This is a genomic window from Pseudoalteromonas sp. HF66 (genome assembly GCF_011806445.1).
GTDB lineage: Bacteria > Pseudomonadota > Gammaproteobacteria > Enterobacterales > Alteromonadaceae > Pseudoalteromonas > Pseudoalteromonas apostichopi.
Map to the genome: position 1 here is coordinate 207,722 of NZ_JAATOU010000004.1, position 14,046 is coordinate 221,767.

Annotated in this window: 14 protein-coding genes; 8 read left to right on the forward strand and 6 right to left on the reverse strand. The window is 40.8% G+C overall.

All coding sequences use genetic code 11. The features are described from left to right. Nucleotides 1–28: 28 nt before the first annotated feature. Entirely contained in the window at nucleotides 29–505 is a 477-nt protein-coding gene (locus HCZ11_RS06565; RefSeq protein WP_167657963.1) for a DUF4234 domain-containing protein, read from the reverse strand. Between the two features lie 157 nt (nucleotides 506–662). Here HCZ11_RS06565 and HCZ11_RS19710 point away from each other — a divergent pair, with 157 nt between their 5' ends. Both HCZ11_RS19710 and HCZ11_RS19715 read left to right on the forward strand, forming a co-directional pair. Further along, nucleotides 663–788, forward strand: coding sequence for a hypothetical protein (locus HCZ11_RS19710; protein WP_256854756.1), 126 nt, complete (start codon nucleotides 663–665; stop codon nucleotides 786–788). A gap of 10 nt (nucleotides 789–798) precedes the next feature. Further along, nucleotides 799–921: a hypothetical protein gene (locus tag HCZ11_RS19715; protein WP_256854814.1), complete on the forward strand. Its 123-nt coding sequence runs from the start codon at nucleotides 799–801 to the stop codon at nucleotides 919–921. Here the strand turns inward: HCZ11_RS19715 and HCZ11_RS06570 are convergent. Further along, on the reverse strand, nucleotides 918–3,110 hold the full coding sequence (locus HCZ11_RS06570; RefSeq protein ID WP_254869091.1) for an EAL domain-containing protein: 2,193 nt from the start codon (nucleotides 3,108–3,110) through the stop codon (nucleotides 918–920). The genes HCZ11_RS19715 and HCZ11_RS06570 overlap by 4 nt on opposite strands. Before the next feature lie 98 nt (nucleotides 3,111–3,208). Beyond that, nucleotides 3,209–5,929, reverse strand: coding sequence for an insulinase family protein (locus HCZ11_RS06575; protein WP_167657964.1), 2,721 nt, complete (start codon nucleotides 5,927–5,929; stop codon nucleotides 3,209–3,211). A 195-nt stretch (nucleotides 5,930–6,124) separates the two neighbouring features. Between HCZ11_RS06575 and sixA the strand changes: the two genes are divergently transcribed. The 4 genes from sixA to HCZ11_RS06595 are packed head-to-tail and all read left to right on the forward strand — an operon-like array spanning nucleotide 6,125 to nucleotide 8,192. Further along, complete coding sequence (gene sixA / locus HCZ11_RS06580) at nucleotides 6,125–6,601, forward strand: phosphohistidine phosphatase SixA (protein WP_130052006.1); 477 nt, start codon at nucleotides 6,125–6,127, stop codon at nucleotides 6,599–6,601. Between the two features lie 49 nt (nucleotides 6,602–6,650). Next, on the forward strand, nucleotides 6,651–7,001 hold the full coding sequence (locus tag HCZ11_RS06585; protein WP_130052005.1) for a RidA family protein: 351 nt from the start codon (nucleotides 6,651–6,653) through the stop codon (nucleotides 6,999–7,001). Then, entirely contained in the window at nucleotides 6,985–7,461 is a 477-nt protein-coding gene (locus tag HCZ11_RS06590; protein ID WP_167657965.1) for an ASCH domain-containing protein, read from the forward strand. The genes HCZ11_RS06585 and HCZ11_RS06590 overlap by 17 nt, the downstream gene beginning before the upstream one ends. Continuing rightward, the gene (locus HCZ11_RS06595) at nucleotides 7,458–8,192 is read left to right on the forward strand and encodes an SDR family oxidoreductase (protein WP_167657966.1); all 735 of its coding nucleotides are present in this window, start codon (nucleotides 7,458–7,460) and stop codon (nucleotides 8,190–8,192) included. The genes HCZ11_RS06590 and HCZ11_RS06595 overlap by 4 nt, the downstream gene beginning before the upstream one ends. Before the next feature lie 2 nt (nucleotides 8,193–8,194). On the opposite strand, the gene HCZ11_RS06600 is transcribed toward HCZ11_RS06595, so the two are convergent. Next, nucleotides 8,195–9,115 carry an AEC family transporter gene (locus HCZ11_RS06600; protein ID WP_130052002.1) on the reverse strand — a complete coding sequence of 307 codons (921 nt, stop codon included), beginning with the start codon at nucleotides 9,113–9,115 and terminating at the stop codon, nucleotides 8,195–8,197. Between the two features lie 24 nt (nucleotides 9,116–9,139). Then, nucleotides 9,140–9,697: an endonuclease SmrB gene (gene smrB / locus HCZ11_RS06605; RefSeq protein ID WP_130052001.1), complete on the reverse strand. Its 558-nt coding sequence runs from the start codon at nucleotides 9,695–9,697 to the stop codon at nucleotides 9,140–9,142. A gap of 101 nt (nucleotides 9,698–9,798) precedes the next feature. Between smrB and prmB the strand changes: the two genes are divergently transcribed. Both prmB and aroC read left to right on the forward strand, forming a co-directional pair. Continuing rightward, nucleotides 9,799–10,734 carry a 50S ribosomal protein L3 N(5)-glutamine methyltransferase gene (gene prmB / locus HCZ11_RS06610; RefSeq protein ID WP_167657967.1) on the forward strand — a complete coding sequence of 312 codons (936 nt, stop codon included), beginning with the start codon at nucleotides 9,799–9,801 and terminating at the stop codon, nucleotides 10,732–10,734. Between the two features lie 65 nt (nucleotides 10,735–10,799). After that, entirely contained in the window at nucleotides 10,800–11,897 is a 1,098-nt protein-coding gene (aroC, locus tag HCZ11_RS06615; RefSeq protein WP_130051999.1) for a chorismate synthase, read from the forward strand. Between the two features lie 68 nt (nucleotides 11,898–11,965). Here the strand turns inward: aroC and HCZ11_RS06620 are convergent, their stop codons facing one another. Continuing rightward, nucleotides 11,966–13,972 (reverse strand): fused MFS/spermidine synthase, encoded by a 2,007-nt coding sequence (locus HCZ11_RS06620; protein ID WP_167657968.1) that lies wholly within the window; start codon nucleotides 13,970–13,972, stop codon nucleotides 11,966–11,968. Between the last annotated feature and the right edge of the window lie 74 nt (nucleotides 13,973–14,046).

The window sequence follows — 14,046 nt, forward strand, 5'->3', positions numbered from 1 at the left end:
ATGCCTTTTTTATTAGATAACGAAATGGTTATTTCTGATTATCAATAGCTTCATTAATTTTGTATTGGAAATAAATAGCATAAAAGAAAAATGTAAGTATGCCACTTAAGTGCACAGGTTCATTGCTGCCTTCATTAATAAGCTCTTGAAGTGAAGTTCTTAACGAGAAAATGAATACTAGACCAACAATAAAAGTAATGATTGAAAAGATAGAAGATATTACTTCTGGAATAGCTGTAAATGCTAAAGCAAAGTTGATTACATAAAGTACAATATAACCATAAACTAAGTTTTGGTTTACTTTATGTTTAGCAAGCATGTTTGCCTTATTTGTTCGGCTTACAAGCCAATATATTGAGTAAATTCCCAATGTGATAAGACTTAAAAAAAACACGCCCCAAGCTGAGAAACGATCAAAATTCAAAATTGGTTTATTTCCGCCATTATTTTGTTGAGTAAGTTCGGCTTCTGGCGCTGCATAAATGTTAGCTGATTCTTCAGACATAACGATTCCTCATGATTATTTTTGTATATTCCTTTGTGCTAACCGCACGTCCCTATAATAGCAAAATGGTTGGTTTTTGTACATTGTTTCAATAACCTAGATGACAAAGCTAAAGAGTATTAAAGCGAGCATAAATAGGCCTTATAGAGGCTATAGCATGCGTGAAGTTTCAATGCTTGATGAAATTATGTACACTGCCGCTGATTTTAATGAGGTGCTTTGTGCTATTTATATTTTTGAGCTGTATTTTTATAGTGGTTATGTATTTAGAGTCTCTTTCTAAAGGGATGCCAGTGAAACGTTGGATGCTGTTAGGTGGTGTGCTGGGGCCCGTAGCTTGGTGTTTGTTTAATGTGCACTATCGCCGCGCATTTGTACGCCATGTTGGCCGCAAGTCATGTGGCTGGCGACCTTAAGCTTTTACGGTTTTTAATAGACTCGGCGCTGACTTATCAAGTTGCTTTTGCAAGAATGCGGTAAATTCTGGCTGAGATAATGGCTTAGAATAATAGTAGCCTTGTATTGTCTGACACTTTAACTGTTCTAACATAGCTATTTGTTCAGCTTGTTCCACACCTTCTGCAACCACATGTAAATCAAGGTTATGAGCAATTGTCACAATAGAGTCGACCATATTGCGGCCTCGTTCAGATTGCATATCGTCAATAAAGGCTTTATCGACTTTCAAGGTATTAAGCGGAAACTGTTTTAGGTACGCTAATGATGAATAACCCGTACCAAAGTCATCCATTGCAAGGTGTATACCACGGGCGCTGAGTGAACGCATTACGGCAATAGCTTCGTTTGGATCATCCATTACGGTGCCTTCTGTGATCTCAAGCTCAAGGAAGTAAGAGGGCAGTTCATTCTTTTGTAATATTACATCAATACGGGTGGTTAAATCAGGCAAGCTAAACTGTTTAGCCGATAAATTCACCGCGACACGACCATTAAATAAGCCTTGATCAATCCATGCTTTTACGTCTCGGCATGCCTTGTTTAAGACAACTTCACCAATTTCGATAATTTGCCCAGTTTCTTCAGCAATCGGTATAAACACACCTGGACTGATCACGCCTTTTTTTGGGGTAATGAAACGCACCAGTGCTTCCATACCATCTAGCTTACCTGTGCGAATGTTCATTTTCGGTTGATAGTAGACTTCGAAGTGATCTTCTTTTAGGCCGTAGCGCATCAAGTTTTCGATTTGTAGGCGTTTAACTGCTTCACGGTTCATAGTGTCATTGAAAAACAGGTAGCTATTACCTTTTTTCTTAGCGTGATACATGGCTGTATCGGCATTTTTAAGCAATAACTCTGGGGTATTCCCATCCTCAGGAAACAGCACAATACCCACACTTGAGGTGATCACAAGTTCATGGCCAGCCATATTAAACGGTGTGGCAATTGCCGCTAAAAAAAGTTTAGCCATACGAGTAATGGTATGAATATCGTTAGTTCCGGACATTACCAGTGCAAATTCGTCTCCCCCTAGGCGATAGAACACATCTTTTTCACGGGTTAACTTATTCAAACGCATTGCAAGCTTAGATAGCAAACTATCACCGAGCTGATGACCGAGTGAGTCGTTGATCTTTTTGAAGTTATCTAAGTCGAAGACTAATAAAGCGTGATGATTATCTTGCTTAGCGAGCTTCTTCAAGTTTGTGAAAAACAAGTTTCTGTTTGGTAAGCCCGTTGTGCGGTCACGGTTCGATAAATTATGTAATTGTGATTCGGCTTTTTTACGCTCAGTTTGATCTGAAAAAACAACTACATAGTTGCAAATTTGATTGTGCTCATTTTTAATCTCATCAATTGAAATTTCAATCGGTAACAGCTGCCTCTTCGCATTGCGAAGTTTTACCTCTTGCTGCCAGTGTTCTGTCGCTTTTACAGTGGCTTTAATTTCATCTACATAGCTTTGATCGTAGCCATTTAGGGTAAATTCTTTCTTTAAGTATTGTTCGCGGCTACCACCAAACAAAGTTAAGAAGCTTGGATTTAAGTCAACCAGCTTGAAGTTTTTATCGTAAATAGCGATAGCATCAGTTAATGACTCAACGCATTTAGCAAATAGGTTTAATCGTGCTTCCGTTGATTTGAGCTGAGAAATATCTCGCACAGTTCCTGTCATTCGCAAAGGGTTTAGGTTTGCGTCTTTTTCTATGATCTTGCCGCGATCTAGAACCCAATGCCAACGACCTAGGGTGTCTTTAATGCGATAACTCGCTTCAAAAAAGGCGGTATGTTCGGCAAAGTGTTTTTTAAGAGCTTTTTCGACGTGTTGTAAATCGTGAGGGTGGATATGTTCGCGGTTAGGGGGGAAGCCGCTGCTATTATTAGTATCTGAAGTGTATTTATCATTAATTCGTAACACTTCTCCGGTTTTAATATTCCAATCCCAGAGGGTGTCGCCACTGCCTTCTACGGTACTTTTTAAGCGATGTTCTGAAATACGCAGTTGCTTTCGAGAGCGCTTCAATTTAAAAATGACAAATAATAGGTACGGCAATAATAGCATCATAATAGCGCTTGGGATAAGCAGCAATGTGCTCTGTTCAAGCTCTATAGGACTAGCGGATGCTGAAAAAATCCCAGTCATAGTTATTGTTAAAAAAGCAGAAATCATTTTTATTATTTTTATCATTAATGCATTACCGTAATTCGCAACAATTAATCTAATCTAAGCTCGCGTTCGAGTCAAAGAGAATGCGAAGAAAGTGTTGCTTTTGGCTGTTTTTTGTCCTTAGGTTCGCTTAAAAGTTCTATTCTTGGCCTGTTGTCACTAAACGTTACGGCAATATATTGCTGCATTTGGGTTAGGCTTAACTTATCAAGCGCCTCTAAAAGCTGCTGTTGCATATTAAACTCTGTATCGCGATTGCCTATAGCTAGCCATAGACGCTGCGAACGTAAGCGTAAATTTTTATCTTTTTCAGCGATGTGAGTGACAAGACCTGCTTTGGTGTCGAGCCACTGCTGCTCAGATATGTTATTTATTTGCGACACATAATTATTAATAAATTGTTGGTGACGTTGAAGAATCTCATCAGCACTATGTTTAGGTGACTGAACATAAAAAGCGATACCAGCGCGTGTGTTAAAAGGTGCATAGCCAGCACCGACTAAATAGCCTAGTTGTTGCTTGGTTCTTAATTCATTAAAGTAGTCTTGATTTATCAGGTGATTAAGTACCATCATTTGCACTTTTTCGGTGGTGTTATCAGTTTGAGCTTGATAGTAAAGTACCATCGCATGATCACTACAATTTAACGTGAAGCGCTGTTGCTCCACTTCGGTAATATTATTAAGTGGTCGCGTTAAATCAATGATAGTGGTGCTACCAGACAAGTGTTCAGTAATTTGCTTTTGAAACTTAAGCGCATCACTTCGTTGCCAGTTACCATGTAAAAAACATTCAACATGCAAAGCTTTAAAAAACTCATTTCTAAAGCAATTGAATTGATGAAAGCTAGTATCCTTTAAAGCCTGTGCGAGCGCGTTAGGCTCTGGGTTCCACGGCATAACTTGCGCACCCAAAATACTAAATAATTCACTAACAGGCTTGTTTTGATTGCTGTTTCGCCAGTGTCTAACTAGTTGTTTTTTATATTCAGCAAAGCGTTTTGCACATATCTCAACATTAAATAGAGCTTCAAGTAATTCGTTAACTAGCTCTAACTGGCTCGATGAAAGACCTGCGGTATGCAAGGTCAAGCCGCCTTGGTGAGATGTTAAGTGATAACTAAGGCCTGCCAGTTCTGCCGGATAAAATTGCTCAGCAACACTGTCCATAAACAAGTCTGCAAACAAACGAGTGAGGGCCATATGTTTAACATCTTTAATGGCAAAGGTTGAGTCCATCGCTAAGTAAAAATGCCCTTTAGCCACTCGAAAAGTAGCATCTTGTTTAAACCAAAAGTCAAAGCCTTCTTTTTTGACTAGCAATTCAGGCGATCTAGTTGGTTTCTCTAATGGCAGTAGTTCAACATCTTTAGTGAGGTATGGATTAGCACTTGGTAAGCACATCTGTGGCAATGGCGTGTTAATTTCACTGAGTGCTTCTAACCAACTTGTCGAGATATCTTCCACTTTATAGGGGGTGTTGTACCAAGCTGTGGTGTGCTCTGGTTCTACACCTGGATGAATTAAGACCAAGCGCATATTGTCAGGTGTGAGCCATTGCATGGCAATTTCGTGAGCGCAACGGTTAAAGCCGTCCATTAAATAATCGCCTTGTACATAATTAGCTTCATCGTAATGCTGCATATTTATGCTTAAATTACTAACCCAATCAATTAAGCGAGCTTTTTCTTGGTTATCAAAGGCAATTTGTAAGAGATTCTTTTTATCTTGATAAAGACGTGGCAATTTATCGCAGTTTTGGTTTATTAAACAGATATACTCAAACACCATCTCTACGATATCTTCATAGTACTCAATACCTTCATCAGTTAAAGCCATGCTGATGTTAAAGTCTTTAAAGTTACTACCGTTAATGCCCCCACCTGCAGAAAGGGCATTTATCCAGCCTTGCTCTTTTAAAATAGAGTACAGTGATCCTTTGCCTTCGTAACCGAGTAGGTGAGCAATAAAACTAACGGTTTTGTGACGATAAAAGTCGTCAATATTAGGCATTGCAAAGCTAATGATCAGCTTTTGCATATGTTTATGTGGTTCAATGTGTAACACCTTACCTAAGTCTTGTTTACGGTAAAGTGGCTGTTCTATTATCTCTTTGCTTTTTGGTTGACCTTTAATTTCGCTGAAAAACTGTTTTACCCAAGCAGTCATTGTCGCAATATCTTCATTGCTACATATCACAAGTGTCATCCACTGAGCTTGATAATGGCTATCGAAAAAAGCACGTAACTCATCACTTATGCAGCCTTCACGATCAGCGAGGGTTTGCTGGTTACCGACCGAGAACTTTGCAAAAGGGTGGGCTGGATTGACTGTTTCTTTGTGAGCCTGATAGATGCGTCGGCCATCATCTTTTATTTTTAGCTTAAACTCAGCATCTATGGCATTACGCTCTTTAGTTGTTTCTTTAGGGTTTAGTAATGGTGCTATGAAGAAACGGCTAAATTGTGCTAATGCTTCAGCAAACTGTTGGTTTTTAATATCAAAGAAGTAGCATGTGTGCTCTGTGCCTGTCCACGCGTTAGTGTTGCCACCAGATTGTGATACAAAATTAGAAAAACCACCCGACTCCGGGTACAGGTCTGTGCCTAAAAAAAGCATATGTTCCAAAAAATGTGCAAGGCCTTGTCTATCAAGAGGATCGTCAAAATGGCCTGCGTTGATAGCCATAGAAGCCGCTGATTTTGTTGATTCTAAGTCTTGCACTAAAAGTACTTTTAGACCATTGTCCAGTGTTAGGGGTTGATATGTTCTGTTATCATTGCGGCTGATATTCAAAAGATGCTCCTGAAAGAGTGCGTTAATGTCCTAACAACAGATGATATTTTCAGGAAAGCTAAAAAAGACAGAGCTACGAAAATCTACCTGAATATCATAAGCGGATGTTTAATGTATCTAGTGATGATATTCTAATATAGCGGACAATCAAGCAAACTGGCTACTGTTTTATATTCTTTAATCGGTTGATTTTTTATGAAAACAATCTTAATCATGCGCCATGGCGAAGCTACGCCAATGCAAGCAGATGATGCAGCAAGACAACTTACCGAGACCGGTCACTATGAAGCCAGTCGTATGGGGCAGTGGTTAGCAACCTATCATAAACCCGATGCCTTGTTGGTGAGTCCTTACATTCGTGCACAACAAACGGCTGCTGATGCTACACAACATATTTCGTTAAAATTTAATGAAACTTGCAGCGATATTACCCCTGATGGTGTTCCACAAATTGCTGCTGATTACTTGGAAACTCTGATTGCTATGCATCCACAATGCAACACCTGGTTAATCGTTGCCCATATGCCAATTGTTAGCTATTTAGTTGATCAGTTAAGTCCAGGTCATATGCCTATTTTCAATACAGGCGCGGTTGCAGTTATCGAATATGATGAACACAAACAGCGCAGCCACTACCTCAGTATTCACTCGCCAAATAACGTCGAAATCTAACAGTGGATTTGCTAAATTAGCGCCACTGTTAATTTTTCAAGTTCTTACTATGACAATCGAACGTTTACAAACCGGTGCGCGTATGAGCCGCATCGTCAAGCATAACGGCACAGTATACCTATGCGGACAAGTTTGTGCTGATGCTGAAAAAGATATCACCGAACAAACTCAAACTATGCTCGATAAGGTAGAAGCTTTACTTACTGAAGCGGGTAGTAGCAAAGAGCATATGCTAAGCGCCACCATCTATTTAAAAAGCATGGAAGACTTTGCAGCGATGAATGCAGTTTGGGATGCATGGGTACCTCAAGGGCATGCTCCAGCTCGCGCTTGTGTTGAGGCAAAAATGGCGCGTGATGTTCTGCTCGTAGAGATTTCTGTTGTTGCAGCAGTTAAGTAACGAACGGCGTAAAGCGCATTTGATTGCTCGATTTAACGAGCAATCAGGGCGCGCAATTATTGAACTACCGAGTTGGCATTTTTGCGATAATGAGCAAGATGCCAATGACTGCGCATTGCTGGTTTTAAGTGGCGAAAAGCAAGCAACAACCCCTTCATTATATTGGTTCGAAGCAAATAATGAGGCTCTTCCTGAGGTCGGTGATTTAGCCATTTTTACCAATTGGCACGGACAGCCCTTAGGCATTATTGAAACTGTCTCAGTGACCATCATCCCATATAATCAAATAAGTGCAGATTACGCTGCATTAGAAGGCGAGGGCGACAAAAGTCTTGCATACTGGCAGCGTGTGCATTGGGATTATTATCAGCGAGAGCTAGCAGGTACGAATTATCAATGTCATCCTGATATGCCATTGGTGTGTGAGCAGTTTAAGTTAGTTTTTAAGGAATCAGAATGAGTTCGAATCCTGTGGTTTTTATTACCGGGGGCGGCCGTGGTATAGGCGCAGCAACGGCAAAGTTATTTGCCAAGCATGGTTATGATGTATGTATCAACTATAAGTCGGATCAGCACAGTGCTTTGCAAGTTGCCAAAGAAATAGAAAAACTGGGCGTTAAAGCGTTTACTATACAAGCCGATGTTGCTGATGAGCAGCAAGTGAAGGCAATGTTTGCGAAGCTTGATACTTGGGCACCACGTTTAGATGTACTGGTTAACAATGCAGCAATGATGATGCCGCAAATGCCGCTTTTAGAGATGGATGCAAAGCGCATTAACGCCATTTTAAGTTGCAATGTTACAGGCGCATTTTTGTGTGCACGAGAAGCAATTAAGCGTATGAATAAAGGCAGTATTGTGAATGTTTCATCAGGTGCGTCGCTCACAGGCTCGCCAAATGAATATTTAGATTATGCTGCATCTAAAGGAGCGCTTGATACCTTCACGATCGGCCTTGCTAAAGAAGTCGCCAGTAAAGCTATTCGGGTAAACGCGGTAAGGCCAGGCCTTATTTATACCGATATGCACCGCGATGGCGGTGAAGCAAACCGAGTTAATAGGTTAAAATCTAAGTTACCGCTAGGGCGAGGTGGTGAAGCTGACGAGGTCGCCTCAGCAATTTACTTTTTGGCAAGTGAGCAAGCATCATTCACAACGGGCAGTTTTATAGATGTATCAGGTGGCTTATAAAACTAAAGTAAAATACTTAACCAAACACTAAAGCTTACAACACTTAATACCGTTGAGAGCACCACAGCACTTGCGAGTGTTGCTTGATGTTGCTTAATTTGATTAGCGATTAGATAGGCGTTTACACCTAAAGGAGAAGCGCTCAAAAGTACCAGCACGTTTAGTAACGATTGTTCTAGATGAAAGACGTAGTTGGCAAAAAAGTAGACTCCGCACGGTAACACGGCAAGCTTGATGATGGTTGCGATGAGTGATGCTTGTAAGTTGTCTGACACCTTATAAAACGCAAGGTTTGCTCCTAATACGAATAACGCACAGGCAATGGCAGGTTTGGCAAGTAGGGTGAGGCCATTTGCTAAATCATCAAAAAGTGTAAAACCAAGTAAGTTAACAGCAAGGCCGCTACTGATACTTAACACCACAGGGTTCAGCAGCATGTTTTTAGCAAATGCTCGCCAAGAAAAAGACTGCTGCGATTTAGCACTAAGTAAAAAGGTTAGGGTAAACAAAAGTGCACTATGAAAAGTAATGATCATAAACACAATACCGACCATTTGCTCGCCAAGTGCCGCAATAATAATTGGCAAACCTACCAGCACTGTATTTGAATAACTACTGCCAAGGGCAAAAACTGCGTGATGTGATGCTGCAGATTGTTTCTTAATGAAATAGCGGTCAATAACATAGCCAAGGGCGTAAATAGCCAATACTGGAAAGTAAAAACTTAAAAAGCCCGCAACAGAAACACTACTTTGTAAATCGGCTTGTGCCATATTTAAAAATAGAAACGCTGGCACGCTAATATAAAAAGTGAACTTACTTAACCCTGCTATATGTTCTTTCGATAAAAACCTGCTACGAGAACTGATATAACCACTTAACACGATAAAAATCAGTGGAAAGATAATCGAAAAAATATGCACATTAAGCCTTATGACAAGAAGACGTTAGCGTCTGAATTCATCACTTTGTGGAAGGTTAATTAAAATAAGCACAGCACCTTTACCGCCAAATTCAAGAGGTGCTTGGTGCATAGCAATCACATCAGGGTGTTGTACTAAATATTGCGGCACCTTGTGTTTGAGTATGCGTTCACCAATGCCATGCACGACACAGGCACAATAGTAATGCTGCTTTTTACACTCATGAATTAAACCAGCCAGCTCATCTTTGGCTAATTCTTTATTTAAGCCATGTAAATCAAGGGTTAAATCAGGTGGGTAATCTCCACGACGAAGTTGCTTTGCCAAATAGCTATCATGACCAGGTTTGACATAACTCACGGTTCCATGAGTATCTATGTCTGGTACATATTCATCAGAAAAGAAAAATTCTGCCTGATGTTGCTTTTTTTGCTGGGAAAATTGTTTCGCTTGTGACACTTTAGGCTTATTGGTGAATCGAATAGTGTCTTGTTTAAATGCTTTGGCACCACTGATACTCTGACGAAATAAGTCAATATCGTCAGTGCTAATGTGATTGTTGGCGTGGGGATCTTTTTTCATGGCGGCAGTCTAAACAAAAAAACGCTAAAAATCGAGTAAAAACCAACTGAAAAGACGGTACAATACGCGTCAGAACAGACTTTGAAAGTTAAGGAACATACATGAACCATTTCCAGATAGAAGACGCAATTTTAGACGAGGCAATTGGAGAACTTTCAACGTTGCATGATTGGTTACGTTGGACAACCAGTCAATTCGCCAGCAGTGGTATTTTCTTTGGGCACGGCACAGACAACGCATGGGATGAAGCAGTTAGCCTTTTATTACCTGCACTAAGCTTGCCAATCGATGCACCTAAAGAGCTAATGCATGCGCGTTTAACCAGCACCGAGAAAAGCCGTTTAGCTGAACTAATTGCAGAGCGTATTAATGATTGTACGCCAGTACCATACCTGACCAACATCGCGTGGTTTGCAGGTATGCCGTTTTATGTTGATGAGCGTGTGTTAATCCCTCGCTCACCATTTGCAGAGCTAATTAATAATCGTTTTGCTCCTTGGTTAGAAGAGCCAGAGTCGGTAACGCGCATTCTTGATTTATGCACTGGCTCAGCATGTATTGCCATTGCCCTTGCACAAGCATTTGAAGATGCACAGGTTGATGCGGTTGATATTTCTTACGAGGCGCTAGAAGTTGCTGATATTAATATTAGCGATTACATGCTGAATGACCGCGTACTGCCAATTCAGTCAGACGTGTTTAGTGGTGTTCCGGGTCAAAAGTACGATCTGATCGTAGCTAACCCACCTTATGTTGATGCTGAAGATATGGCTGATTTACCACGTGAATTCCATCACGAGCCAGAGCTTGGTTTAGCATCGGGACATGATGGTCTTGATGTGACTCGTACCATTTTAGCGGAAGCCGCAGAGCATCTAACTGATAACGGTTTGTTATTTGTCGAAGTTGGTAACTCTATGGTACATATGGAAGCGCTGTACCCGGGTGCACCATTTGAGTGGGTTGAATTCGAACAAGGTGGCCTTGGCGTGTTTGTAATCAGCAAACAGCAGCTTGTGAAGTATTTCGCAGATTAACAGCATATTTTAAAAGCCGAGCCTGAGGGCTCGGTCTCAGTAGTCATTAGGAATGAGGAAAGTTAATGGCAGGTAATAGCATCGGACAACTATTTAAAGTGTCCACCTTTGGTGAGAGCCACGGCGTTGCATTAGGCGGCGTTGTAGATGGCACACCAGCAGGTCTTGAAATTAGCGAGGCCGATTTACAAATTGATTTAGACCGTCGCAAGCCGGGGCAAAGTCGTTATACAACACAGCGCCGCGAAAGTGATGAAGTAAAAATTCTTTCTGGTGTATTCGAAGGTAAAACCACAGGTACTAGCATTGGTTTACTGATTGAAAACACCGATCAGCGTTCAAAAGACTACGGCAAAATCGCTGAAGTGTTTCGCCCAGGTCATGGCGATTATACCTATTGGCATAAATACGGTATCCGTGATTATCGAGGTGGTGGTCGCTCCTCAGCCCGTGAAACGGCTATTCGTGTAGCGGCAGGTGCAATTGCGAAAAAATACTTAAAACAGTTTCATGGTATTGAAATTCGAGCATGTTTGAGCCAACTAGGGCCAATCAAAGCCGAAGACTATAACTGGGATGAGGTGGAAAACAATGCATTTTTCTTTCCAGACACCAGCAAGCTAGAAGCGCTTGATGAATACATGCGTGACCTAAAAAAACAAGGCGATTCGGTAGGCGCTAAAGTTAAAGTGGTTGCTAAAAATGTTCCTGTAGGTCTTGGTGAGCCAGTATTTGATCGCCTTGATGCAGAGCTTGCACACTCATTAATGAGTATTAATGCGGTAAAAGGCGTTGAGATTGGTGATGGCTTTGATGTGGTTGAGCAAAAAGGCTCTGAGCACCGTGATGAGTTAACCCCAGATGGTTTTACATCAAATCACGCAGGTGGTGTACTTGCAGGTATCTCGACAGGGCAAGATATCATTGCCTCAATCGCCCTTAAGCCAACTTCAAGCATCACCATACCGGGCAACAGCATTAATACTAGCAACGAAGCGGTAGAGATGATCACTAAAGGACGTCATGACCCATGTGTAGGTATTCGTGCCATTCCTATCGCTGAGGCGATGATGGCGATTACCTTAATGGATCACTTATTGCGCCAACGTGGTCAAAACCCACATGTTAGCCATGAACATGGACCAATCAAAGGTTCGATTTAAGCGCAGCTTTAAATAAAGTAAACGCAGTTAATAAGCGCGATAATATCATCGCGCTTTTTTTATGCCTGTTAGAATTTTAATAAGGGGAGTAGGCTATGTTTGCTATCAGTCCACATTGCCAGCTCGTTATGTGGGTAGCGTTTAATGGGCGACAAATCACTGATAGATACACGATTTAAAAAAGCCTGATTATCAGTTAGCACCACCCAGTCTGAGCCTATGTCTGATGGGCTATGGCCTTGATAGCTAAACTTTAACATAGCCTTATTGAAGTGTTGGCTATGTGCCTGTAATACAGGCAGTAAGTCGATATGATTATTTGAAATATGCACAATCAATACGCCATTTTCATTGAGCCTCTGCCAATAAAGTGACATTGCTTCTTGGGTTAGCAAATGCGCAGGAATTACATCACTTGAAAACGCATCAATTATTAAGACATCAAATACTTCGTTTGCATTATTTTTTAGCGCAATACGACCATCCCCTAAGCTGACTGTGAGCTTGGCTTCACTGTTTTCAAGATATGAGAAATAACGTTTTGCCATCTCGTATACAGCAGGGTTTAACTCAAAAAAGTGAATACTATCCTGTTGGTCTGCAAACCGAGCTAATACGCCTGCACCTAAACCAATCACGCCAATGTTTAGTGCGCTGTGTTGCTTTAGTATGGCAAGTGATTTAGCGACACCAGTATGCTGGTGGTAATAACTTTGCCCAAACTGTTGGCTTGGATTTAGTGGCTCTGAGCCATGAATCGTGGTGCCGTCAATTAAGCGCCTTTCTTTTATTGATTGAGTGTTTATATCTTTAACCGCTAAATAGCCATAAAAGTTGCGGCTAGTCGCAACGTTATATTGGTTAAAGTTTACCGCTAAAAAACAATAGCATGCTAACCAAGTAACTGAGCTGGTTGCGAGAGTGAATTTGAGCTGTTTTGTCTTTGTTTTAGCTTTTATTTGGTAGTAACACACAAAACTAAAAATAACCGCTAATGTAAGTAAATACTCGTCAATCTGGACAAATAGCAATGGGGCAATGAGCGTACTGAAAAGCGAACCTAACACACCGCCAAGGGCGATATAAAAATAAAAAACGGTAAATTGCTCGTTTTCAGGGGCTTTGTTTCTCAGCTCACCATGACAGACCATACCGGCGGTTAATAGAATCATGCTGTAAATTATAAGCTGGGCTAGGGCATTGAATAAGCTGCCAAAATAAAACATCAGCAGGCCTGCAAAAGCCGAAAATATAAACGCATATGCCCAGACATGACGCTGATAATTTGCTTTGTTGGCAAACGTATAACTAAAGGTGAGCAAGTAAATTACAAGAGGTAACGACCAAAGTAATGGCATGGGGGGAATATTAGTGCTGATCATATGCGTGGTAGATACCAACATGGCTGAGCTTAAGGCACTTAATAACAGCCATTGACCTTTACCTTTTAATAGTGTGACAGGCCTAGTCTGAATAGACTCTCTTGATAAATCGGGTGCTTTTTTTAGTAAAAATATTACTAGAAGTGCTAATAACAAGCAGTAGCTGATAAGTCCAAATAGCCAGTAGGTAGTTTGCTGCTCTAAAGAAAATAGTAATTCATAAACGAGCGGGTAGCTCATTAACGCCAGTAAAGAACCCAAGTTTGAGATGGAATACCAATGGTAAGGCACCTGTGCTGAAGCAGTTTGCACATACCATCTTTGTAAAAGTACGCTGGTAGCGCTCAGTAGAGTAAATATTGGACCAATTTCTATAAATAAATTAACAAACACCGCAAGCGCAGGCGGCCAATTTGTGAGATTTGGGGCTGCAAATTCTGTCACAACAATGAGTGTGGCAAAGGTGACTAAAACTATATGGATGACTACCTGCAACTTAATATGAAAACGACCCATGTTATGCGCATAGAAATAGCCAATAAGTAACATGACTTGATAAAACACTAAACTCGCTGACCAGATAGAGGCACCACCACCAAATTGTGGTAGCAGTTGCTTTGAAAGCATCGGTTGGATTTGAAAAATTAAAAAAGCACTGATGAAAATAGTGAGCGTTGATAAATATTTATACATTGTTTTTATTACCTATTTTGAGATAGCAAAAACAATCCAATAGCCAGAGCAAAGTGACAATGGAGTAACCCTTG